The organism is Micromonospora sp. SH-82 (assembly GCF_051132485.1).
In the GTDB taxonomy this organism is placed as follows: Bacteria; Actinomycetota; Actinomycetes; order Mycobacteriales; family Micromonosporaceae; genus Micromonospora.
Genome location: NZ_CP148049.1, coordinates 1,418,211 through 1,440,408, shown reverse-complemented (window position 1 = coordinate 1,440,408; position 22,198 = coordinate 1,418,211). Strand labels below are relative to the sequence as shown.

Sequence of the window (22,198 nt, the reverse complement as noted above, 5' to 3'; positions counted from 1 at the left end):
GAACCGATTCGGTTCAGCCCAGCTCAGACGGGCTCGGCGGAGGGTGTTCACATCTGGTTCACGCCGAGGCTGACGCCCGCTCATCGGCCCGTGGAAATGTCCGGCCGGCGTAGAGCGGACCCCCCTTCCCGGAGCGCTTCGACCCTCTCAGGAGGTACCCATGAGCGAGCCTCGTCGGCTGCTCCCCCTGCTGGGCACCCGTCGCCACGGCAGCCGTACCGCCATGACCTGCCTGTACCGCTGCGGCAACGCCTGTGACCACCCGGCACCCAACCGGTCCGACAACCCGTACTTCGCCGACCTGGTCGACGCCGAGGTCACCCGCCGGGGCGTGGTCCGGGCCGGGGCGGCCGGTGCCCTGGTCCTCGGCGTCGGTGGCGCGCCGGCCGGGACGACCCCGGCCGCCGCCGCCCCGGCCGCACCCCAGGGCACCGCCGCTCCGGGCGGCTCCCCGGTCCCGCCGGGGTTCGGTGACTTCACCGCACCCGCCCGCCACACCGGCAGCGGCGCGCTGACCTTCAGGCCGATCCCGCCGAACCGGCTCGACTCCCTCGTCGTCCCGAACGGGTACGACCACAGCGTGCTGATCCGCTGGGGTGACCCGGTGCTGCCCGACGCCCCCGGGTTCGACCTGGGCCGACAGACCGCCGCCCGGCAGTCCAAGCAGTTCGGCTACAACAACGACTACGTCGGGGTGCTCCCGCTGGACCGGCAGGGGCGCCGCGCCCTGCTCGTGGTCAACCACGAGTACACGAACGAGGACCTGATGTTCCCCGGGTTCACCACCTTCGAGGCGATGTCGGTGGAGCAGGTCCGGGTGACGATGGCCGCGCACGGAATGTCGGTGGTGGAGATCGAGCGGGTCGACGGCACCGGGCGGTGGCGGGTGGTCACCAGGGGCCGTCGGCCGTACAACCGTCGGGTCACCGCCCACCAGACCCGGTTCGACCTGACCGGCCCGGCGGCCGGTTCGCCGTGGCTGCGTACCGCCGCCGACCAGCGCGGCCGGGTGGTCGTCGGCACGCTGAACAACTGCGCCGGTGGGACGACCCCGTGGGGCACCGTGCTCTCCGGCGAGGAGAACTTCAACCAGTACTTCGTCGGCGGGGACCAGGTGCCCGCGCAGGACCAGCCGAGGCTCGCCCGGTACGGCATCACCACCACCGCCCGGTATCCCACCGGCAGCCGCAGGTGGGAGCGGGCCGACGAGCGGTTCGACCTGTCGAAGCACCCGAACGAGGCGAACCGGTTCGGGTGGATCGTCGAGATCGACCCGTTCGACCCGGAGAGCCGTCCGCGCAAGCACACCGCGCTGGGTCGGTTCAAGCACGAGGGGGCGAACGTCATCGTCGCCCGCAGCGGGCACGTGGTGGCGTACATGGGCGACGACGAGCGCTTCGACTACCTCTACAAGTTCGTCTCGGACCGGAAGTACCGCAGTGGTGACTCCTGGGCGGCCCGTCGGCACAACCTGAGCCTGTTGGAGTCGGGCACCCTCTACGTCGCGCGGCTGGGGCAGACCAGCGCCGGGGAGATCGACGGATCGGGTCGGCTCCCCTCCGACGGGGCGTTCGACGGCCGGGGAGAGTGGATCAGGCTGGTCTCCGGCGACCGGTCGTACGTGGACGGGATGACCGCCGCCGAGGTGCTGGTCTTCACCCGCCTCGCCGCCGACCGGGTGGGTGCCACCAAGATGGACCGCCCCGAGGACGTCGAGCCGAGTCTGCGTACCGGCAAGGTGTACGTCGCGTTGACGAACAACAGTGAGCGGGGCGCGGCCGGCAAGCCGGCCGCCGACGAGGCCAACCCGCGCGTCGGCAACCGGCACGGGCAGATCCTGGAGCTGGTCGAGGACGCGGGGGACAACACCGCACGGACCTTCGGGTGGTCGCTGCCGATCGTCTGCGGTGACCCGGCCGACCCGTCGACCTACTTCGCCGGCTACGACAAGGCGAAGGTGTCGCCGATCTCCTGCCCTGACAACGTCGCCTTCGACGCCGCCGGCAACCTCTGGATCTCCACCGACGGCAACGCCCTGGGCAGCAACGACGGCCTCTTCGCCACCGCAGTGGAGGGTCCGGAGCGGGGCCACCTCAAGCAGTTCCTCACGGTCCCGATCGGGGCGGAGACCTGCGGGCCGCTCATCACCGGCGACAACCGCTCGGTCTTCGTGGCCGTCCAGCACCCGGGCGAGCTGCCCGGGGCGTCGGTGGACGCCCCGGCGTCCACCTGGCCGGACGGGGACGTCGCCAAGCCGGGCGTGGTGGTCGCCTGGCGCCTCGACGGAGGGCCGATCGGCAGCTGAGGCCCACGTCGCGGTCCGGTTCGTCGCAGTCGACGCGGCGTCGGTCCGCCACCGTAGACGAGGCCCACGTCGCGGTCCGGTTCGCCACAGTCGACGGCGGACCGGACCCGGCGGGCCGTCACTCCGCGGTGAGGCCCTCGGCGATGGCCCGCGCCACAGTCAGCAGCTTGGCCCGGACCACCCGGGCCGAGGTCATCATCTCGCCGGCGGGCAGGGCGCAGGCCAGCACGACCCGGCGTTCCATGTCCTTGTCCGGGGCGACCAGCACCGCCGCACAGGCCACCCCCTGGCGGAACTGGCCCAACTCCAGCTGCATCCCCCGCCGGTCCCCGGCGGCCAGGTCGGCCTCGAACGCCTCGGGGCTGGTCAGGGTCGCCGAGGTGAACGGCCGCATGCCGTACTCCCTGAGGTACCGGAACCGCTGTTCGGCGGTGAGCGTGGCCAGCAGGGCCTTGCCGAGGGCGGTGGCGTGGGCGCCCTCGTCGAAGCCCGGGACCAGGTCCTCCAGGTACGGCGACCGGGGTCCCTCGGCGACCGCCGTGATCGCCACCTGACCGCCGACGAACCGGCCCAGGTAGTGGCTGTAGCCGGTGTCCAGGGCCGCCCGGCGCAGGGCCTCCCCGACCGCGGGTGGGCCACGGAAGGCGGTGACCAGCTCGCGGTACCGGTCGGCCACCTCCAACCCGACGATGTACGTGCCGTCCTCGCGTCGGATCACGTAACCCTCGTAGGCCAGGGTCCGAACGAGGTGGTACGTCGTCGCCACAGTCAGTTCGCAGCGTCGGGCGATCTGCTTGACGGTGAGCCCGCGCGGGGCACGACCGACCGCCTCGAGCACTCGTAGCGCGCGGGACACACTCCGGATGAGATCCGAAGGCTCTGCCAGGGGGTCGCGCACAACCACCTCCGACGCCGGGGACTTACACCATATGAAAAACCGGCCATTATCGAAATGCCTGTTCGGTCGAGGATGCCAGATCAGGTCGACTGTGTGTGCACCGGTGACGACGATCCGTTGCCCGAAAGCCTCTCGGGTTAGGTTGTCCAGATCATGCCCGACACCCTCACGCGCACCGCCCCCGCCCGCCCCGTACGGGCCAGCGCGGCAGCCGTCGCCGTCACCATCGCCTGTGTCCTGCCGGTCTTCCTGGTCGGCGGACTCGCCGTCCAGATGGGCCGCGACCTCGGCTTCTCCCCCGCCGGCCTGGGTCTGGCCGTGTCGGTGTACTTCGGAGTCAGCGCCCTGGCCTCGGTCCCCTCCGGCGCGCTGGTCGAGCGGTACGGCTCGGTCGTCGGCGCCCGGCTCGGAATCCTGATCTCCGCCGGATCGCTGCTGGCAATCGCCCTAGTGGCTCGTTCGTTCCCGATGCTGGTGGCGCTGCTGGGGCTCAGTGCCGCCGCGAACGCGCTCGGTCAACTGGCCAGCAACTCGTCGTTGGCTCGGCACGTACCCCCACGCCGACAGGGCCTGTCCTTCGGGGTGAAGCAGGCAGCCATCCCGATCTCCACCCTGCTGGCCGGTGCGGCGGTGCCCACCATCGCGTTGACAGTCGGGTGGCGGTGGGCCTTCGTGGCTGCGGCGGTGGCCGCGTTGGCGGCGCTGGGCACCGTCACCGCCGCCGACGCGGCCCCACCCCGTCGGGCCGGTACGGCCCGGGGCGGACACGTCTCGACGGGTCTGGTCGTCGTCGGGGTGGCCGCCGCCCTCGCCTCGGGGGCGGCGAACGCCCTGGGCACCTTCGTGGTCGACGCCTCGGTGGTCCGTGGCCTCGACCCCGGCCTGGCCGGGCTCACCCTCACCCTCGGCAGCGCTGTCGGTGTCGCCGCCCGGATCGGGGCGGGCTGGCTCGCCGACCGGCGCAGCACCGGCCACCTCGCGGTGGTCGCCGGCATGTCGGCGGTCGGTGCCGTCGGACTGGCGCTGCTCGCGGTGGCCAGTCCGCTCGCCCTGGTGGCGGGGGTGGTGCTGGGGTTCGGCCTGGGCTGGTCCTGGCCCGGGTTGGTGAACTTCGCGGTGGTCCGGCTGCACCCGCAGGCCCCGGCCGCCGCCACCTCCATCACCCAGACCGGGGTGTACGCCGGCGGCAGTGTCGGCCCGCTCGTCCTCGGCCTGGTCGCCCACCGATGGGGCTATCCCACCATGTGGTACGGCGCGTCCGCCGCGATGCTCCTGGCGGCACTGCTCATGGTGGTCGCCTATCGGCTACTCGCCCGGACCCGCACCCCGGACGGTGCCGGCGACGACAGCATGGCGACGGGAAGGCAGGCGCAGGACGGCCCCAGGGGGCCGAGGAAGCCGGTGGCCGGAGGTCAGCTGGTGCGGTCGGCGACGAAGTCGCAGAGCGACTCCAACGCCCGGCGGGCCGGATGGTCGGGCAGGGGGGCGAGGTGGCTGCGGGCGTCCTCGGCGTAGCTGCGGACGGTCTCCCGCGCCCGCTTGAGCGCCGGGCTCTCCCGCAGCAGACCGAGCGCCTCGGCGTGCAGGGCGTCGTCGGTGATCGGGCCGGTGGCCAGGATCTCCCGCAGCCGTACCGAGGCCGCGTCGGAGTCGTCGGAGGCCGACGCGTACAGCACCGGCAGGGTGGGGACCCCCTCCCGGAGGTCGGTGCCGGGGGTCTTGCCCGACTGGGCCGACTCCGAGGAGATGTCGAGCAGGTCGTCGGAGAGCTGGAAGGCCACCCCGATGATCTCGCCGTACCCGGCGAGGGCCTCGGTGTGCTCCGGGGCCGCAGTGCCGAACATCCCGCCGAAGCGGGCCGACGTGGCGATCAGGGAACCGGTCTTCTCGGCGATCACGTCCAGGTAGTGGTCCACCGGGTCGACGCCGTCACGGGGTCCGACGGTCTCGGCGATCTGCCCGTGCACCAGGCGGGCGAAGGTCCGCGCCTGGAGGCGTACCGCCTCCGGACCGAGGTCGGCGGCGATGTCCGCAGCCCGGGCGAAGAGGTAGTCGCCGACCAGGATCGCCACCGAGTTCGTCCAGCGGGAGTTGGCGCTCGGCGCTCCCCGCCGGACAGCCGCCTCGTCCATCACGTCGTCGTGGTACAGGGTGGCCAGGTGGGTGAGCTCCATCACCACGGCGGCCGGCACGACCTGCGCCCCGGCCGGGTCCCCGAACTGGGCACCGAGCGCCACGAGGAGGGGGCGGAACCGCTTTCCGCCGGCCTCGACCAGGTGCCGGGCCGCCTCGGTGACGAACGGATCCGCGCTCGCCACGCTGCTGCGCAGCTCGGCCTCGACCGAGTCGAGCACGCCCAGCACCGAGGCCTCGACGCGGGCATCGGCGATGCTGAGGCCGAGCGCGCCGAACTGACTCGTGCTCGACCGACTCCGACGACCGCCGGAGCCGGTGGCACCTGAACGCTCGCCAGCCGGATTCACCACGTCTCCAACCATGCCACACGCTCTCTACCTGCTCCGGTTCGGGGATCCCATCGGCGAGACGGAGAACGGGGCCGAAGCGCCTCAGCGCCCGGCCCCGTTCAGATGGTCGACCCGGTCAACGGACGAACTCGGCCGCCCCGTTCGCGAGGTCGAGCAGCGGGCCGGGAGCCACGCCGAGGACCAGGGTGGCGGCCACCCCGATCATCAGCGCCGCCGCGGTCAGTCCACCCGGTACGGCGACCGTCGGGGTGCTGTCACCCGGCTCGGAGAGCCACATCATCACCACGACCCGCAGGTACGGGAAGGCCAACACCATGCTGGTCAGCACACCGGCGATCACCAGCCACACCTGGTCGGCGGCGAGCGCCGGACCGAAGACCGCGAACTTGCTGATGAAACCGCTGGTCAGCGGGATACCGGCGAACGCCAGGAGGATGAACGTGAAGATCCCGGCGTAGAACGGCGACCGCTTGCCCAGTCCGGCCCACCGGGACAGGTGGGTCGCCTCCCCGTCGGCGTCCCGGACCAGGGTCACCACCGCGAACGCGGCCAGCACCGAGAAGCCGTACGCGACGAGGTAGAACATCGTCCCGGACAGCCCGTCCCGGGTCGGCGCCAGGACCCCCACCAGCAGGTAGCCGGCGTTCGCGATCGACGAGTACGCCAGCAGCCGCTTGATGTCGGTCTGGGTCACCGCGAGCACCGCGCCGACGAGCATGGTCAGCACCGCGATCGCCCCGAGGACCGGGGTGAAGTCCCAGGCGGCGTCGGCGAAGGCGACGTGGAAGACCCGCAGGAGGGCCCCGAAGGCGGCGACCTTGGTGCAGGCGGCCATGAAGCCGGTGATCGGCGTCGGTGCGCCCTGGTACACGTCCGGGGTCCAGACGTGGAACGGGGCCGCCGCCGCCTTGAACAGCAGGCCGATGGCGATCAGCGCCATACCGGCGAAGAGCAGCACGTCGCTGGCGGGCGACTCGCTCACCGCGGCGTTGATGGTGGCGAAGTCGACCCCGGCGCCCCGGTCCGGCATCCCGGCGGTGAAGCCGTACACCAGTGCCACACCGAACAGGAAGAACGCGGAGGCGTACGCACCGAGCAGGAAGTACTTCATCGCCGCTTCCTGGCTCAGCAGCCGCCGACGGCGGGCCAACGCGCAGAGCAGGTACAGCGGGAGGGAGAAGACCTCCAACGCGATGAACATGGTCAGCAGGTCGTTCGCCGCCACGAAGATCAGCATGCCGCCGATCGCGAAGGTGGTCAGCGGGTAGATCTCGGTGGCCCCGGCCCGCCCCTGCGCCTGCCGCCGGTCCTCCGGCGACTCGGCGGTGACCGCCGCCTGGGCGACGAAGGCACCGCCGCGCTCCACCGACCGCTCCCCGATCAGGAGCAGGGCCATCGCGGAGAGGACCAGGATGGCCCCCTGGAGGAAGAGCGTCGGCCCATCCACCGCCACCGCTCCACCGATGGTGATGACCCGGTCGTCGCCGTTCATGATCCGCAGGTCCGCGTTGCGGATCACCATCACCAACGCACCCAGGACCGAGGCCAGCGCCAGGACCAGCTGGGTGGTGTGCCGGTGCGGCCGGGGCACGAAGGCCTCGACGAGCACGCCGATGACGGCGGCTCCCATCAGGATCAGGATCGGAGCCAGCGCCGTGTAGTCGATCGACGGCAGCGTGAGCTCATTCATCGGGCAGTCCTTTCATCCGCGACTGCGGAGCTCGCCAGCTCGGTCGGCAGGCTCACCGGGAGGCCTCCTGGACGCCGCCGACCGTCGGAGCGGGGTCGCTGCGGCCGATGTCGGTCATTGTCGCCTGGACGGCGGGGTTGATCACGTCGGTGACCGGCTTCGGGTAGAAGCCGAGCAGCACGATCAGGGCGATCAGCGGGGCGACGACGACCTTCTCCCGCAGGTTCAGGTCCTTGCGCATGGCCTCGACCTCGGTGAGTGCCGGGTTGAGGGTGCCCTGGGTGGTGCGCTGCACCATCCACAGCACGTACGCCGCCGCCAGGATGATGCCCAGGGTGGCGATCACCGCGACCGGCTTGTTCACCGTGAAGGTGCCGATCAGCACCAGGAACTCGGAGACGAACGGTGCGGTGCCGGGCAGGGCCAGCGAGGCCAGACCGGCGAAGAAGAGCACCCCGGCCAGGACCGGGACCAGCTTGCCGGCCCCACCGAAGTCACTGATCAACGCCGAGCCGCGCCGGGTCACCAGCATCCCCACCACCAGGAAGAGCAGACCGGTGGCGAGACCGTGGTTGAGCATGTACAGCACCGCCCCGGTGCCCGCCTGCGTGGTGAAGGCGAAGATGCCGACCCCGATGAACCCGAAGTGGGCGATCGAGGTGTACGCCACCAGCCGCTTGAGGTCGTTCTGACCGACGGCCAGGAGCGCTGCGTAGATGATGCCGATCACGCCCAGCGCCAACGCGTACGGGGCGAACCACTTGGCCGCGTCGGGGAACAGCGGCAGGCAGTAGCGCAGGATGCCGAACGTACCGACCTTGTCCAGGACACCGACGAGCAGCGCGGCGGAACCGGCCGGGGCCGCGCCACCGGCGTCGGGCAACCAGGTGTGGAACGGGAAGAACGGTGCCTTGATCGCGAAGGCGATGAAGAAGCCCAGGAAGAGCCAGCGCTCGGTTCCGGTGGTGATGTCCACCTGGCTCAGCGCCACCCAGTCGAAGGTCTTGCCGCCGACCACCCAGAGCCCGATCACCGCGGCGAGCATGAACAACCCGCCGACGAGTGAGTAGAGGAAGAACTTGACCGCCGCGTACTGCCGCTGGTGGCCGCCGTAGCTGCCGATCAGGAAGTACATCGGGACCAGCATGACCTCGAAGAACACGTAGAACAGGAAGATGTCGGCGGCGGCGAAGACGCCGATCATCGTGCATTCGAGGACGAGCAGCAGCGCGAAGTAGACGGGCACCGACCGCTTCGACGCCTCGGCGTCGTGCCAGGAGGCCAGGATCACCAACGGCACCAGGATGGTGATCAGCATCAGCATGACGAGCGCGATGCCGTCGGCGGCGAAGGTGAAGTTCACCCCCCAGGTGGGGATCCACGGGTACGACTCGCGGAACTGGAACCGGTCACCGTCGGCCTGGAAGGTGACCCACATGACCACCGACAGCACCAGCACGAGCAGCGACCAGCCGAGCGCCACCTGCTTGGCCAGGTTCGGCCGGCTGCGCGGCAGGAAGGCCACGACCAGGGCGCCGACCAGCGGCGCCACGGTCAGCACCGAGAGGAACGGGAAGTTGGACATTATGCGGCCTTACCTCCGTCGTCACAGCGTGGTCCGCCGGCGGGGGCCGCCGGGTTGAGGTCGATCACGCCAACCACCCCGCCTGTACGGCCAGGAACGCCGCCACCACCAGCAACGCGCCGGCGAGGATGGACGTCGCGTACGACCGGACGAAACCGGTCTGCAGTCGCCGGAGCCGGGCCGATCCGCCCCCGATGCCGGCGGCGAGGCCGTTGACCAGGCCGTCGATGCCACGGTTGTCGAGGTACACCAGGGCCCGGGTGAGGAAGATGCCGGGCTTCTCGAAGACCGCCACGTTGACGGCGTCGGTGTACAGGTTCTTCCGGGCGGCGGTGACCACCACCCCGGCGGGCTCCGGCTCGGTGGCGGTGCCGTTGCGGAACAGGAACCAGGCCAGCCCGACGCCGAGTGCGGTGACCACCAGCGAGATCACGGTGACCGCGAAGTGCGACAGGACGGCGTCGTGGTGCTCCTCCGCGCCACCGAGTCCGGCGGTCGCGGTCAGCCAGTCCGGCACCGAGGTGGAGAGCAGGAAACCGGCACCGATCGAGCCGATCGCCAGCAGGATCAGCGGAACCGTCATCAGCGGCGGGGACTCGTGCGGGTGCTCGATCTCCTCGGTCCACCGCTTCGGGCCGTGGAAGGTCAGCCAGTAGAGCCGGGTCATGTAGAACGCGGTCAGTCCGGCACCGAGGACCGCCGCCCCGCCGAAGAGCCAGGACGTCCAGTCCCCCCGGGCGAAGGCCGCCGCGATGATCGGTTCCTTCGAGAAGAAGCCGGAGAACGGGAACATGCCGATGATGGCGAGCCAGCCCGCCATGAAGGTCAACCAGGTGATCTTCATGTACTTGCGGAGGCCACCGAACCGGCGGATGTCCACCTGGTCGTTCATGCCGTGCATGACCGACCCGGCCCCGAGGAACATGTTGGCCTTGAAGAACCCGTGGGCCAGGAGGTGGACGATGGCCAGGGCGTAGGCCGCCCCGCCGAGCCCGACCCCGAGGAACATGTAGCCGATCTGGCTGACCGTCGACCAGGCCAGGATCCGCTTGATGTCGTCCTTGGCGCACCCGATGATGCAGCCGATCAGCAGGGTGAGGGCACCGACGCTGACCACCACGAGCTGCAGGGTGGAGTTCGCCGAGAAGATCGGGTTGGACCGGGCGATCAGGTAGACCCCGGCGGTGACCATGGTCGCCGCGTGGATCAGGGCCGAGACCGGGGTCGGGCCCTCCATCGCGTCCGGGAGCCAGGCCTGCAGCGGGAACTGGCCGGACTTACCGGCCGCACCGAGCAGCAGGAGCAGCCCCATCACCAGCACCGTGGTCGCGGTGAGACCGCCGACGGAGGTGAACACCTCGTCGTACTGGGTGGTGCCCAACGTCGCGAACATCATGAAGATCGCGATGGCCAGACCGGCGTCGCCGACCCGGTTCATCAGGAAGGCCTTCTTGCCGGCCGTGGCGGCGGCGGGCCGCTCGGTCCAGAAGGAGATCAGCAGGTACGACGCCAGACCGACGCCCTCCCAGCCGAAGTAGAGCATCACGTAGTTGTTGCCGAGCACCAGCAGGAGCATGGCGGCGACGAAGAGGTTGAAGTACGCGAAGAACCGTCGCCGGCCCGCGTCGTGCGCCATGTACTCGACCGCGTACAGGTGGATCAGGAAGCCCACACCGGTGATCAGCAGGACGAAGACAGCGGCGAGCGGGTCGAAGAGCAGACCGAAGTCGACGCGGAAGTCGCCGACCACGATGAAGTCCCAGAGACTGCGCTCGACGGACTTGTTCTCCAACCCACGGAGTTGGAAGAAGAAGGTGAGGCCGAGGACGAAGGCGGCGCCGACGGCGGCCACCCCGAGCCAGTGCCCCCACCTGTCGGCCCGACGGCCGAGCAGCAGCAGGATCGCCGCGCTGAGCAGCGGAATCGCCACCAGCAGCCACACGTTGCCCAGCAGGCCGTCGGCCGGAGCGTAGGCGACGGTTCCGGCCGGCTCGGCCGCCTGGGCGTACGTCAGAATTTGCTCCACCGGTGGGCCCCTCAGTACTTCAGCAGGTTGGCGTCGTCGACGCTGGCCGAGCGACGGGTGCGGAAGATCGACATGATGATCGCGAGCCCGACCACGACCTCGGCCGCCGCCACCACCATCACGAAGAACGCCATGATCTGGCCGTTCAGGTCACCGTTGATCCGGCTGAAGGTGACGAGCGCCAGGTTGGCCGCGTTCAGCATCAGCTCGACGCACATGAACAGCACGATGGCGTTACGCCGGACGAGCACCCCGACCGCACCGATGGTGAACAGGATCGAGGCGAGCACCAGGTAGTAGTTCGGCTCGACCGAAAAGAAGCCTTCCATCAGCAGGCGGCCTTTCCGTTGGCGACTGCGGGGAGTGCGCTCACTTCTCGGTCCCCTTCGGCGTGTTCTCCTCGGACGTCAACTCGCGCACCGGAAGGATGTCCGGGGTGCTCCGGTCGCTCAGCTTGCCGTCGGGCAGGCGGGCCGGGGTGGCCACCGAGGACGAGGTGGCGAAGACGCCGGGGCCGGGCTTCGGCCCGGGGTAGTTGCCCGGGGCGAACCGGGCCTTCATGGTGGCCACCTGGTCGCGCTTGTCCTCCTTGCGCCGCTCCAGGTGGGCCAGGAGCATCCCGCCGATGGTGGCGGTGATCAGCAGCGCCGCCGTCAGCTCGAACGCGAAGACGTAGTCGGTGTAGAGCAGGCGCGCGATGTTCTGGACGTTGCCGCCCTCGTTGGCCTGGTCCAACCCGACCGGTACGCCCCCGGCGGTGGCCCGGTACACCCCGCTGCCCAGCAGCAGGGCGAACCCGATGCCCAGCCCGATGGCGGCGACCCGCTGCCCGCGCAGGACCTCGATCAGCGAGTCGGTGGAGTCCCTACCGACGAGCATCAGGACGAACAGGAAGAGCATCATGATCGCGCCGGTGTAGACGATGATCTGCGTCATCCCGATGAACGGCCCGGCCTGCAGGACGTAGAAGACGCCCAGGCAGAGCATCGTCAGCACCAGCCAGAGCGCGGAGTGCACGGCGTTGCGGGCCAGCACCATCCCGAACGCCCCGAGCAGCGCCAGCGGGGCGAGGATCCAGAAGGTCACCGCCTCGCCGCCGGAGACCGAGGCCGAGGCGGCGAGCACGGTCTGCGTGGTCATTCCTTGTCTCCCTTGCCGGATGCGGCCCCGTCGGGCTTGCCGGATGCGGCCCGGTCGGCGGCCTGCTCGGCACCGGGGAAGGTCACCCCGGGGTGCTCCTCCAACCGGTAACGCCCCGGACCCATCGGCGAGCTCTCCGCCCCGGCCGAGGTGCCCGGGTTGGTCAGCGCGCCGACGTAGTAGTCCTTCTCGCTGTCGCCCAGCCGCATCGGGTGCGGCGGCTGCTCCATCCCCGGCAGCAGCGGCGCGAGCAACTGCTCCTTGGTGAAGATCAGATCCTGGCGGTTGTCCCGGGCCAGCTCGTACTCGTTGCTCATGGTCAGCGAACGGGTCGGGCAGGCCTCGATGCAGAGCCCGCAGAAGATGCAGCGGGCGTAGTTGATCTGGTAGATGCTGGCGTACCGCTCACCCGGGGAGAAGCGCTGCTCCTCGGAGTTGTCGCCACCCTCCACGTAGATCGCGTCGGCCGGGCAGGCCCAGGCGCACAGCTCGCACCCGATGCACTTCTCCAGCCCGTCCGGGTGCCGGTTGAGGATGTGCCGCCCGTGGTAGCGCGGCGCCGAGACCGGCGGCTTGAACGGGTAGTCGGTGGTGACGACCTTCCTGAACATGTGCGAGAAGGTGACCCCGAACCCCTTGAACGTTCCGGTGATCGCGCCCACGTCACACCTCCTGAGAGTCCGGGGCGGCGGCGACGTTGGCCGGCTCCCGCTCGGCGACCACACGCTTGGTGCGCGGGCTCGGTGGTACCTGCAGGTCCATCGGGGGCAGCGGGAAGCTGCCGTGTGGCCGGTTGTCGACCTGTTCCTGAAGTGTCGGCTTCGGCTCGTACCGACGGCTCGGCCAGAAGATCGCGGCGATCATCAGCAGCCCGGCGACCACGCCGTAGGCGATCAGCTTGTCGGTCCGCTCCCAACCCTGGGTCTTCAGGAAGGCGGCCAGCCCGACGATCCAGACCAGGTTGACCGGGATCAGGACCTTCCAGCCCAGCCGCATGAACTGGTCGTACCGCATCCGGGGCAGGGTTCCCCGCAGCCAGACGAAGACGAAGACCAGGGCCACGACCTTGCCGAAGAACCAGAGCATCGGCCACCAGCCGGAGTTCGCCCCCGACCAGATCGTGATCGGCCAGGGGGCGTGCCACCCGCCGAGGAAGAGCGTCACCGTGAACGCCGACATGGTCACCATGGCGACGTACTCGCTGAGCATGAAGAGCGCGAACTTCAGCGAGCTGTACTCGGTCATGAAGCCCGCGACCAGCTCCGACTCCGCCTCCGGCAGGTCGAACGGGGCCCGGTTGGTCTCACCGACGATCGAGATGAAGAAGATGACGAAGCTCGGGAAGAGCAGCAGCGCGTACCAGCCGGGCATCGGGACGCTGAGGCCGAAGAACTCGACGTTCGGGCCGCTGCCCTGGGCGGAGACGATCTCGCTGGTCGACATGGTGCCAGAGAGCATGAACACGGCCACGATCGACAGACCCAGCGACACCTCGTACGAGATCAGCTGGGCGCTGGAGCGCAGCGCGCCGAGGACCGGGTACGGCGACCCGGAGGCCCAGCCGCCCAGCACGATGCCGTAGACCGCCAGCGACGACAGCGCCAGCACCACCAGGACCGCCACCGGCACGTCGGTGACCTGCAACGGCGTCTGGTGGCCGAAGATGCTCACCATCGGGCCGAACGGGATCACCGAGAGCGCGGTGACCGCGCAGACCACCGAGATGACCGGGGCGAAGAAGTAGACGACCTTGTCCGCCGACCTCGGGAGGATGTCCTCCTTGAAGGCCATCTTCAGGCCGTCGGCGAGGGTCTGGAGCAGACCGAACGGACCGGTCTGGTTGGGACCGGGCCGGACCTGCATGAAGCCCACCACGCGCCGCTCGAACCAGACCCCCAGCAGGGTGGCCAGTACGGCGAAGACGAAGGCGAAGACGATCTTGATCAGGACCAGCCACCACGGATCCTTGCCGAAGTCGGCCAGGGTCGGGTCCTGCGCCAGATAGAGCGCGTTCACTGCACGCCCCTTTCGTTGGCCGGGACGGAGATCCGTACCACCGCGCCGGACGTCGCACCGAGGCTGCGCCGGACGGTCGAACCAGGAGAGTTGGTCGGCAGCCAGACCACGCCGTCCGGCATCTCGGTGATCGCCGCCGGCAGGGTCAACGCCCCCCGGTCGGTGCCCACCGTCACCGGGTCACCGTCGGCGACGCCGAGCGCCTCCGCGGTGCCCTTGCCGAGCCGGACCACCGGCGGACGCGAGGTCCCGCCCAGGTGCTCGTCACCGTCGGTGAGGCTGCCCAGGTCCAGCAGCTGGTGCCAGGTGGCCAGGACCGCCTCCCCGGCACCGGGCTCCGGCACCCGTGCCGCCTCCACCAGCGGCGGACCCGGCCGGTCGAGCCGGGTCTGCGGCAGCCCACCCAGCTCCCGGCGGACGCTGAGCACGTCCCCGGTGCCGAGCCGGACGTCGAGCTGCGCGGCGAGGGCGTCGAGCACCCGACCGTCGGGCATCGCCGTGGTGTCCAGCACCGCGTCGAAGGTGCGCAGCCGACCCTCCCAGTCCAGGAAGCTGCCGGACTTCTCCACCACCGGGGCGACCGGGAAGACCACGTCCGCCCGGCGAGCCACCGCGGTGAGGCGCTGCTCCAGGCTGACCAGGAACGGCACCGCGTCCAGGGCCTGCTCGGCGCGGCGCGGGTCGGCCAGGTCGCTCGGGTCGACACCGGCCACCACCAGCGCGCCGACCTGCTCGTTCAGAACGGCGGTGAGGATGCCGTCGGTGTCCCGACCGGCCTGGCTGGGGATCACCCCGGCCGGGATGTCCCAGGCCTCGCCCAGCTCGGCGCGGGCGGCCGGCTCGGTGACCAGGCGGCCACCGGGAAGGAGGTTCGGCAGGCAGCCGGCGTCGACGGCGCCCCGGTCCCCCGCCCGCCGGGGCACCCAGGCGAGCTTCGCCCCGGTACGCCGGACCACGTCGGCCGCCGCCGACAGGCCACCGGGCACCTGGCCCAGCCGCTCGCCGACGATGAGGATCGCACCCGGGGTGCCGAGCGCCTCGGCGACCGTGTCGTGCTCGGCGAGCACGCTGGCCTCCTCGCCCGGGACCACCCGGGCCAGCTTGGCCCCGAGCTTCTCCAGGCCACGGGTGGCGAACGGGGCGATCGCGTAGACCTTCAGCTTCTTCTTCAGGTACGCCTTGCGCATCCGGAGGAAGAGGATCGGGCACTCCTCCTCCGGCTCCAACCCGACCAGAACCACGGCCGGGGCGTTCTCCACGTCGGCGTAGGTGACGTCGGTGACCCCGGCGACGTTGCTGGCCAGGAAGTCGGCCTCCTCGCGGGAGACCGGCCGGGCCCGGAAGTCGATGTCGTTGGTGTTCAGGGCGACCCGGGCGAACTTCGCGTACGCGTAGGCGTCCTCGACGGTCAGCCGACCACCGGTCAGCACCCCGATGCCCCGGGCACCGTCGCGAGCCTCCCGCAGCCCGTCGGCGGCCACCGCGAAGGCCTCGCTCCAGGACGCCTCGCGCAGCTCACCGGTCTGCTTGTCGCGTACCAGCGGGGTGGTGAGCCGGTCGGCGGCCCGGGCGTACTGGAAGCCCCACCGCCCCTTGTCGCAGTTCCACTCCTCGTTGACCTGCGGGTCGTCACCGGCCAACCGGCGCAGGACCTTGCCCCGCCGCCAGTCGGTGCGCTGGGCGCAACCGGCCGAGCAGTGCTCGCAGACGCTCGGGGTGGAGACCAGGTCGAAGGGGCGGGCCCGGAACCGGTACTGGGCGCCGGTCAGCGCCCCCACCGGGCAGATCTGCACGGTGTTCCCGGAGAAGTACGAGTTGAAGGGGACGTCACCGGCGTCGCCCTCCTCGCCGTACGCCTCGTCCCGGTAGATGTTGATCTCCTCGGCGGACGACCGGCCCATCAGGTCGATGAACTTGTCGCCCGCGATCTCCTCGGAGAACCGGGTGCAGCGCTGGCAGAGCACGCACCGCTCCCGGTCCAGCAGCACCTGACTGCTGATCGGCAGCGGCTTGGGGTACTCCCGCTTGTGCTCGTGGAACCGGGAGTCCGTCCGGCCGGTCGACATGGCCTGGTTCTGGAGGGGGCACTCGCCGCCCTTGTCGCACATCGGGCAGTCCAGCGGGTGGTTCATGAGCAGCAGCTCCATCACCCCCTCCTGCGCCTTCTTGGCCACCGGCGAGGTCAGCTGGGTCTTGACCACCATGCCCTCGGCCACCGTCTGGGTGCAGGAGGCGACCGGCTTGCGCTGGCCCTCCACGTCGACCAGACACTGCCGACAGGCACCGGCCGGGGCCAGCAGGGGGTGGTCGCAGAACCGGGGGATCGCGATGCCCATCTGCTCGGCGACCCGGATCAGCAGCGCGCCCTTCGGCGCGGTGACCTCGACCCCGTCGATGGTGAGCGTGACGGTCTCGACCTGCTTCGCAACGTCGGTCATCGGGCTGGCCTCCCACTCGCAAGCTCGTTCCTCGCGCTCATCAGTGGGCCCCCACCAGCGCCTTGTCGGACAGCCTCGGCGCGGTCCGGCCCTCGATGTAGTCGAGGTAGTCCTGCTTGAAGTACTTCAACGAGGAGGTCACCGAACTGGTCGCCCCGTCACCGAGACCGCAGAACGAGCGGCCGAGCACGTTGTCGCAGGTGTCCAGCAACGTGTCGAGATCCTCGTGGGTGCCCTGACCGGCGAGGATCCGCCGGAACACCCGGACCATCCAGTAGTTGCCCTCCCGGCACGGGGTGCACTTGCCGCACGACTCGTGGTGGTAGAACTCCAGCCACCGGTACGTCGCGTAGACGGGGCAGTCCTGGTCGGAGAAGATCTGGGTGGCGGTGGTGCCGAGGATCGACCCCGCCGCGGCGACCCCTTCGAAGTCCATCGGCACGTCCAGGTGCTCGGCGGTGAGCAGCGGGGTGGACGAACCGCCGGGGGTCCAGAACCTCAGGTCGTGCCCCGGCTGCATCCCACCGGCCAGCTCGATCAGCTCGCGCAGGGTGATGCCGAGGCCGCACTCGTACTGGCCGGGGTTGGTGATACGACCGGAGAGCGAATAGATCATCGGGCCGGCGGACTTCTCCGTACCCATCGACTTCCACCAGGCGGCACCGCCGAGCACGATCGGCGGGACGCTGGCGATGGTGCCGACGTTGTTGACCACGGTGGGGCTGGCGTACAGACCGTGGGTGGCCGGGAAGGGCGGACGGAGTCGGGGCTGACCCCGGAAGCCCTCCAGCGAGTCCAGCAGGGCGGTCTCCTCGCCGCAGATGTACGCCCCGGCCCCGGAGTGCACCACCAGGTCCAGGTCGAACCCGGAGCGCAGGATGTCCTTGCCGAGGTAGCCCTTGGCGTACGCCTCCTGGACGGCGCTGCGCAGTCGACGGGCGGCGTGCACCGCCTCACCCCGGATGTAGATGTAGGCCCGGCTGGCCCGGATCGCGTACGAGGCGATGATGACCCCTTCGACCAGCGCGTGCGGGTCGTGGGTCATCAGGGGCAGGTCCTTGCAGGTGCCCGGCTCGCCCTCGTCGGCGTTGACCACGAGGTAGTGCGGCTTGCCGTCGTTCTGCGGGATGAAGCCCCACTTCAGACCGGTGGGGAACCCGGCACCGCCCCGGCCGCGCAGGCCCGAGTCCTTGATCAGCTGGATCAGGTCGTCCGGATGGGCCTTGATCGCCTTGCGCAGGGCGGCGTACCCGTCGAGCTTCTCGTAGGTGCCGATCCGCCAGGCGTCCGGTGCGAGCCAGCGCCGGGTCAGCACCGGAGTGAGCTTGGCGAGCGTCTCCGATCGTGGCGAAGTCACTTCTGGGACCCCCTGTCGCTGCTGGTGGCGGTGCCGGTGGTCGACTCCGCCTCCCTGAGGTTGCGGTCCTGGGCGGTGGCCGTGTCACCGGCCGGCTTGCCGTCCCCGGCGGGAGCGTTCGACGCCGCGCCGGCCGCCTCCGCCTTCTGGGCGTCCCGGGGGGTCGGCGCAGCGCCGTCGACCGGAACCGTGGTGCCGGGTGCGTCCGGGACGGCGGTGCCGGCGGTCGGCTGCCGGGTCTCGGCGGCGCGTACCTCCGGCGACTTGTCGTCCGGGGCCTTCACGTCGGGGGCGGTGCTGGCGGTCGCCTCGGCCGACCGGGCGGGCTTGTCGGCCGCTGCCGGGACCGCCTTCGGCTCGGCGGCCGGGGCCGCCTTGGCCTGGTCGGCGGCCTTGGCCTTCGCCGCCGCCGCGTCGGCCTCCGCCTTGCTCGGGATCGGGGCGTCGCGGTCGAATTCGGGGGCGGAGACCCCGTGCTGCTGCGCCAGGTGCAGACCACGCAGGGTCGGTTCCCCCGGTACGCCGTCGGCGACGGCGCCCTCCCGCTCGTCGGCGAACCCGGCGAGCTGGACCGACATCTCCTTCAGCGTGCAGAGCCGGGCACCCCGGCTCGGCTGGGGACGCCCACCGGAGCGCAGCTCCTCGACCACCCCGAGGGCGGCCTGCGGGTCCACCTGGTCGAAGAAGTCGTAGTTGACGGTCATCACCGGGCCGTAGTCGCAGGCCGCCAGGCACTCGGCGTGCTCAAGGGTGATCTTCCCGTCGGCGGTGGTCTCGTCGTGCCCCACCCCGAGGTGCTCGGTCAGGGTGTCGTAGACCTCCTGACCGCCCAGCACGTTGCACATGGTGTTGGTGCAGACGCTGACCAGGTAGTCACCGGTCGGCCGACGCTTGTACATGGTGTAGAAGGTGGCGACCGCGCCCACCTGGGCCTTGTTCAGCCCGAGCACCTCGGCGCAGAACGCGACGCCGGCCGGGGAGACGTAGCCCTCCTCCGACTGCACGAGGTGCAGCAGCGGCAGCAGCGCCGAGCGGGAACGGTCGGCCGGGTAGCGCGCGATGATCTCCCGCGCCCGGACCCGGGTCTCTTCGGTGAAAACACTCATCGGTCACAACCGCCCATCACGGGGTCCAGCGAGGCGCCACCGGCGATCACGTCGGCGATCAGGCCGCCCTCGGCCATCGCCGGGAGGGCCTGGAGGTTGATGAAGCTCGGCTCCCGGTAGTGCACCCGGTACGGCCGGGTGCCACCGTCGGAGACCGCGTGCACGCCCAGCTCGCCCCGGGGGGACTCGATCCCGACGTACGCCTGCCCCGGCGGAACCCGGAACCCCTCGGTGACCAGCTTGAAGTGGTGGATCAGCGACTCCATCGACTGACCCATGATCTTGGCGACGTGCTCCAGCGAGTTGCCCATGCCGTCGACCCCGATGGCCAGCTGCGCCGGCCAGGCGATCTTCTTGTCGGCGACCATCACCGGGCCGGGCTTGAGCCGGTCGACGGCCTGCTCGACGAGCTTGAGCGACTCCCGCATCTCGGCCATCCGGACCAGGTACCGGCCCCAGACGTCGCCGTCGGTGTGGGTCGGCACGTCGAACTCGTAGTTCTCGTAGCCGCAGTACGGCATCGTCTTGCGCAGGTCCCAGGCGAGACCGGCGGAGCGCAGGACCGGGCCGGTGATGCCCAGCGCCAGGCAGCCGGTGGCGTCCAGGACCCCGACGTTCTGGGTCCGTCCCGTCCAGATCGGCTGACCGGAGAGGAGGTCTTCGTACTCCTTGAGGCGCTTGGGCATCATCGTGAGGAACTCACGGATCTTGACGACCGCCTCGTCCGGCACGTCCTGCGCCACACCGCCTGGGCGGACGTACGCGTGGTTCATCCGCAGGCCGGTGATCATCTCGAAGATGTCGAGGATGTACTCCCGCTCGCGGAAGCCGTACAGCATCATCGAGAGGGCGCCGAGCTCCATGCCCGTGGTGGCCAGCCAGATCAGGTGCGAGGAGATCCGGTTGAGCTCCATCATCAGGACCCGGATCGTGGTGGCCCGCTCGGTGATCTGCTCCTCGATGCCGAGCAGCTTCTCCACCGCCAGGCTGTACGCCGTCTCGTTGAAGATCGGCGCGAGGTAGTCCATCCGGGTCACGAAGGTCGAGCCCTGCACCCAGTTGCGGTATTCGAGGTTCTTCTCGATCCCGGTGTGCAGGTAGCCGACGACGGTACGCGCCTCGCGGACCGTCTCGCCCTCCAGCTCAAGGATGATCCGGAGCACACCGTGGGTCGACGGGTGCTGCGGACCCATGTTGATGACGATCCGGCCCTCGGTGATCGGGTCGACGCCGGCGACCACCTCGTCCCAGTCCCCGCCGGTGACGGTGAAGACCCGTCCCTCGGTCGTCTCGCGCTCGGTGGCGTAGCTCATTGGTACGACCTCCTCCGGTCCGGCGGCGGGATCTCGGCGCCCTTGTACTCGACGGGCACGCCGCCGAGCGGGTAGTCCTTGCGCTGCGGGTGCCCCTCCCAGTCGTCCGGCATGAGGATCCGGGTCAGGGCGGGGTGACCGTCGAAGACGACCCCGAACATGTCGTACGCCTCCCGCTCCTGCCAGTCGGCGGTCGGGTAGACGCTGGTGACGCTCGGGACGTGCGGCGCCTCGGCGCTCACCGCGACCTCCAGCCGGACCCGACGGCGGTACGTCATCGAGGTGAGGTGGTAGACCACGTGCAGCCGCCGGTCGTCAGCCCCCAGGTAGTCCACACCGGACACCGACGAGCACAGCTCGAACCGAAGCGCCATGTCGTCGCGCATCACCTGGCAGACCTCGAGGATCCGCTCCGCCCGCACGTGCAGGGTCAGCTCGCCCCGGTCGACGACCACCTTCTCGATCGCGTCGGCGAAGTGCGGGTACGCCTCTTCCAGCGCGTCGCGGACCTCGTCGAAGTAGCCCCCGTACGGGCGGGGGGCGTCCACGATCGGGTTCTGCGGCCGGACCAGACCACCGAAGCCGGAGGTGTCCCCGCTGCCCTGGATGCCGAACATGCCCTGACCAGCCGGGCTGGACGGAGGGTAGTCGGCCGGTGCGGTGCTGCTCGTCCCGGCCGGGGCCACCGGCACGGGCACGTTCGCCGCACCGGGCCTCTTGTCCTCGGATGCGGTCACCGGGTCGGGCTTCCGTTCGCTCGCCATCGGTTCACTTCCCCTGCGGCCGGAGGTGGTTCTGGGCCTTCATCCAGTTCTCGATCCGCAGCTGCTCCTCGCGCCCCTCACGGACCGCCTTGGTCCACTCGGCGCGCCGGGCCTTGTCGCTGCGGTACGACGACGGCATCGAGCCGTACGGCACGACGGGGATGTCGCCGCGGGCCTGCCGGGCCTCCAGCATCTTGCGACCGTTGGGCCCGAGCGGCTCCTGACCGATCTTCTCGCGGAGCTTGAGGATCGCGTCGATCAGCATCTCCGGCCGGGGCGGACAGCCCGGCAGGTACATGTCGACGGGCACGACGTGGTCGACGCCCTGGACGATCGCGTAGTTGTTGAACATGCCGCCGCTGCTGGCGCAGACGCCCATCGAGAGCACCCACCGGGGCTCTGCCATCTGGTCGTAGATCTGGCGCAGGACCGGGGCCATCTTCTGGCTCACCCGGCCGGCGACGATCATCAGGTCGGCCTGCCGGGGCGAGGCCCGGAAGACCTCCATGCCCCACCGGCCGAGGTCGTAGTGCGGGGCACCGGCGGCCATCATCTCGATGGCGCAGCAGGCCAGGCCGAAGGTGGCCCCCCAGACCGACGACTTGCGGGACCAGTTGACGAGCTTCTCCACCGAGGTGAGCAGAACGCCTGCGGGAAGTTTCTCCTCGATACCCATCTGCGTTCCTCCCTCAGTCCCAGTCCAGGCCGCCGCGCCGCCACTCGTAGGCGTACGCGACGAAGATCGCTCCGATGAAGACGAACATGACCATGAACCCGAACATCGGCAGCATGTCGAAGGAGACCGCCCACGGATAGAGGAAGATCATTTCGACGTCGAAGACGATGAAGAGCATCGCGGTCAGGTAGAACTTGATCGGGAACCGGCTACCCCCGACCGGCTGCGGGCTGGGCTCGATGCCGCACTCGTACGCCTCGAGTTTGGCCTTGTTGAGACGCCGGGGTCCGGCGAGTCGGGCGCCGGCCACGGAGAACAGCGCGAACGCTGCGGCGATGGCGAACAGCCCGATGATGGGTACGTAAGGCGAGAGCGACATGATGTTCTCCTGCTCGTCC

At 70.2% G+C, this 22,198-nt stretch carries 18 protein-coding genes; 2 read left to right on the top strand and 16 right to left on the bottom strand.

Going from position 1 to position 22,198, the window contains the following annotated elements:
• Positions 1-160 precede the first annotated feature (160 nt).
• A complete protein-coding gene (locus WHN02_RS06710) occupies positions 161-2,305 on the top strand; it encodes a PhoX family protein (RefSeq protein ID WP_434742544.1) in 2,145 nt (714 codons plus the stop codon).
• 118 nt (positions 2,306-2,423) lie between these two features.
• Here WHN02_RS06710 and WHN02_RS06705 read toward each other — a convergent pair whose 3' ends face one another.
• The gene (locus WHN02_RS06705; RefSeq protein ID WP_434742543.1) at positions 2,424-3,203 is read right to left on the bottom strand and encodes an IclR family transcriptional regulator; all 780 of its coding nucleotides are present in this window, start codon (positions 3,201-3,203) and stop codon (positions 2,424-2,426) included.
• Between the two features lie 153 nt (positions 3,204-3,356).
• Between WHN02_RS06705 and WHN02_RS06700 the strand changes: the two genes are divergently transcribed.
• Complete coding sequence (locus WHN02_RS06700; protein ID WP_434742542.1) at positions 3,357-4,718, top strand: MFS transporter; 1,362 nt, start codon at positions 3,357-3,359, stop codon at positions 4,716-4,718.
• Here the strand turns inward: WHN02_RS06700 and WHN02_RS06695 are convergent.
• From WHN02_RS06695 to WHN02_RS06625, 15 genes are all read right to left on the bottom strand, one after another.
• The gene (locus WHN02_RS06695; RefSeq protein WP_434742541.1) at positions 4,616-5,701 is read right to left on the bottom strand and encodes a polyprenyl synthetase family protein; all 1,086 of its coding nucleotides are present in this window, start codon (positions 5,699-5,701) and stop codon (positions 4,616-4,618) included. The two genes, WHN02_RS06700 and WHN02_RS06695, sit on opposite strands and share 103 nt — an antisense overlap.
• A gap of 103 nt (positions 5,702-5,804) precedes the next feature.
• Positions 5,805-7,379: an NADH-quinone oxidoreductase subunit NuoN gene (gene nuoN / locus WHN02_RS06690; protein ID WP_434742540.1), complete on the bottom strand. Its 1,575-nt coding sequence runs from the start codon at positions 7,377-7,379 to the stop codon at positions 5,805-5,807.
• Between the two features lie 52 nt (positions 7,380-7,431).
• Positions 7,432-8,964 (bottom strand): NADH-quinone oxidoreductase subunit M, encoded by a 1,533-nt coding sequence (locus WHN02_RS06685; RefSeq protein ID WP_434742539.1) that lies wholly within the window; start codon positions 8,962-8,964, stop codon positions 7,432-7,434.
• Positions 8,965-9,028: 64 nt separating this feature from the next.
• The gene (nuoL, locus tag WHN02_RS06680) at positions 9,029-10,981 is read right to left on the bottom strand and encodes an NADH-quinone oxidoreductase subunit L (protein WP_434743844.1); all 1,953 of its coding nucleotides are present in this window, start codon (positions 10,979-10,981) and stop codon (positions 9,029-9,031) included.
• Between the two features lie 20 nt (positions 10,982-11,001).
• Positions 11,002-11,319: an NADH-quinone oxidoreductase subunit NuoK gene (gene nuoK, locus WHN02_RS06675; RefSeq protein WP_350894341.1), complete on the bottom strand. Its 318-nt coding sequence runs from the start codon at positions 11,317-11,319 to the stop codon at positions 11,002-11,004.
• Positions 11,320-11,359: 40 nt separating this feature from the next.
• Entirely contained in the window at positions 11,360-12,130 is a 771-nt protein-coding gene (locus WHN02_RS06670) for an NADH-quinone oxidoreductase subunit J (protein ID WP_434742538.1), read from the bottom strand.
• Complete coding sequence (gene nuoI, locus WHN02_RS06665) at positions 12,127-12,792, bottom strand: NADH-quinone oxidoreductase subunit NuoI (RefSeq protein WP_434742537.1); 666 nt, start codon at positions 12,790-12,792, stop codon at positions 12,127-12,129. Before nuoI ends, WHN02_RS06670 begins: the two co-directional genes overlap by 4 nt.
• A 1-nt stretch (position 12,793) precedes the next feature.
• Complete coding sequence (gene nuoH / locus WHN02_RS06660) at positions 12,794-14,146, bottom strand: NADH-quinone oxidoreductase subunit NuoH (protein WP_350894344.1); 1,353 nt, start codon at positions 14,144-14,146, stop codon at positions 12,794-12,796.
• Entirely contained in the window at positions 14,143-16,584 is a 2,442-nt protein-coding gene (locus WHN02_RS06655; RefSeq protein ID WP_434742536.1) for an NADH-quinone oxidoreductase subunit G, read from the bottom strand. Before WHN02_RS06655 ends, nuoH begins: the two co-directional genes overlap by 4 nt.
• Before the next feature lie 40 nt (positions 16,585-16,624).
• Positions 16,625-17,941, bottom strand: a complete 1,317-nt coding sequence (gene nuoF / locus WHN02_RS06650) for an NADH-quinone oxidoreductase subunit NuoF (protein WP_434742535.1) — start codon at positions 17,939-17,941, stop codon at positions 16,625-16,627.
• Positions 17,938-19,047 carry an NADH-quinone oxidoreductase subunit NuoE gene (gene nuoE / locus WHN02_RS06645; protein ID WP_434742534.1) on the bottom strand — a complete coding sequence of 370 codons (1,110 nt, stop codon included), beginning with the start codon at positions 19,045-19,047 and terminating at the stop codon, positions 17,938-17,940. Before nuoE ends, nuoF begins: the two co-directional genes overlap by 4 nt.
• Complete coding sequence (locus tag WHN02_RS06640; RefSeq protein ID WP_434742533.1) at positions 19,044-20,360, bottom strand: NADH-quinone oxidoreductase subunit D; 1,317 nt, start codon at positions 20,358-20,360, stop codon at positions 19,044-19,046. Before WHN02_RS06640 ends, nuoE begins: the two co-directional genes overlap by 4 nt.
• Positions 20,357-21,124, bottom strand: coding sequence for an NADH-quinone oxidoreductase subunit C (locus WHN02_RS06635; RefSeq protein WP_434742532.1), 768 nt, complete (start codon positions 21,122-21,124; stop codon positions 20,357-20,359). The genes WHN02_RS06640 and WHN02_RS06635 overlap by 4 nt, the downstream gene beginning before the upstream one ends.
• A gap of 4 nt (positions 21,125-21,128) precedes the next feature.
• Positions 21,129-21,800, bottom strand: a complete 672-nt coding sequence (locus WHN02_RS06630) for a NuoB/complex I 20 kDa subunit family protein (RefSeq protein WP_350894350.1) — start codon at positions 21,798-21,800, stop codon at positions 21,129-21,131.
• A gap of 13 nt (positions 21,801-21,813) precedes the next feature.
• The gene (locus WHN02_RS06625) at positions 21,814-22,179 is read right to left on the bottom strand and encodes an NADH-quinone oxidoreductase subunit A (protein WP_434742531.1); all 366 of its coding nucleotides are present in this window, start codon (positions 22,177-22,179) and stop codon (positions 21,814-21,816) included.
• Between the last annotated feature and the right edge of the window lie 19 nt (positions 22,180-22,198).

What these genes read in the sequence shown, in the direction of transcription:
- nuoN (WP_434742540.1), bottom strand. Translation starts at nt 7,379, where the DNA reads ATGAATGAGCTCACGCTGCCGTCGATCGACTACACGGCGCTGGCTCCG.
- WHN02_RS06630 (WP_350894350.1), bottom strand. Translation starts at nt 21,800, where the DNA reads ATGGGTATCGAGGAGAAACTTCCCGCAGGCGTTCTGCTCACCTCGGTG.
- WHN02_RS06655 (WP_434742536.1), bottom strand. Translation starts at nt 16,584, where the DNA reads ATGACCGACGTTGCGAAGCAGGTCGAGACCGTCACGCTCACCATCGAC.
- nuoE (WP_434742534.1), bottom strand. Translation starts at nt 19,047, where the DNA reads ATGAGTGTTTTCACCGAAGAGACCCGGGTCCGGGCGCGGGAGATCATC.
- WHN02_RS06670 (WP_434742538.1), bottom strand. Translation starts at nt 12,130, where the DNA reads ATGACCACGCAGACCGTGCTCGCCGCCTCGGCCTCGGTCTCCGGCGGC.
- WHN02_RS06635 (WP_434742532.1), bottom strand. Translation starts at nt 21,124, where the DNA reads ATGGCGAGCGAACGGAAGCCCGACCCGGTGACCGCATCCGAGGACAAG.
- WHN02_RS06695 (WP_434742541.1), bottom strand. Translation starts at nt 5,701, where the DNA reads ATGGTTGGAGACGTGGTGAATCCGGCTGGCGAGCGTTCAGGTGCCACC.
- nuoK (WP_350894341.1), bottom strand. Translation starts at nt 11,319, where the DNA reads ATGGAAGGCTTCTTTTCGGTCGAGCCGAACTACTACCTGGTGCTCGCC.
- WHN02_RS06685 (WP_434742539.1), bottom strand. Translation starts at nt 8,964, where the DNA reads ATGTCCAACTTCCCGTTCCTCTCGGTGCTGACCGTGGCGCCGCTGGTC.
- WHN02_RS06710 (WP_434742544.1), top strand. Translation starts at nt 161, where the DNA reads ATGAGCGAGCCTCGTCGGCTGCTCCCCCTGCTGGGCACCCGTCGCCAC.
- WHN02_RS06640 (WP_434742533.1), bottom strand. Translation starts at nt 20,360, where the DNA reads ATGAGCTACGCCACCGAGCGCGAGACGACCGAGGGACGGGTCTTCACC.
- WHN02_RS06700 (WP_434742542.1), top strand. Translation starts at nt 3,357, where the DNA reads ATGCCCGACACCCTCACGCGCACCGCCCCCGCCCGCCCCGTACGGGCC.
- WHN02_RS06625 (WP_434742531.1), bottom strand. Translation starts at nt 22,179, where the DNA reads ATGTCGCTCTCGCCTTACGTACCCATCATCGGGCTGTTCGCCATCGCC.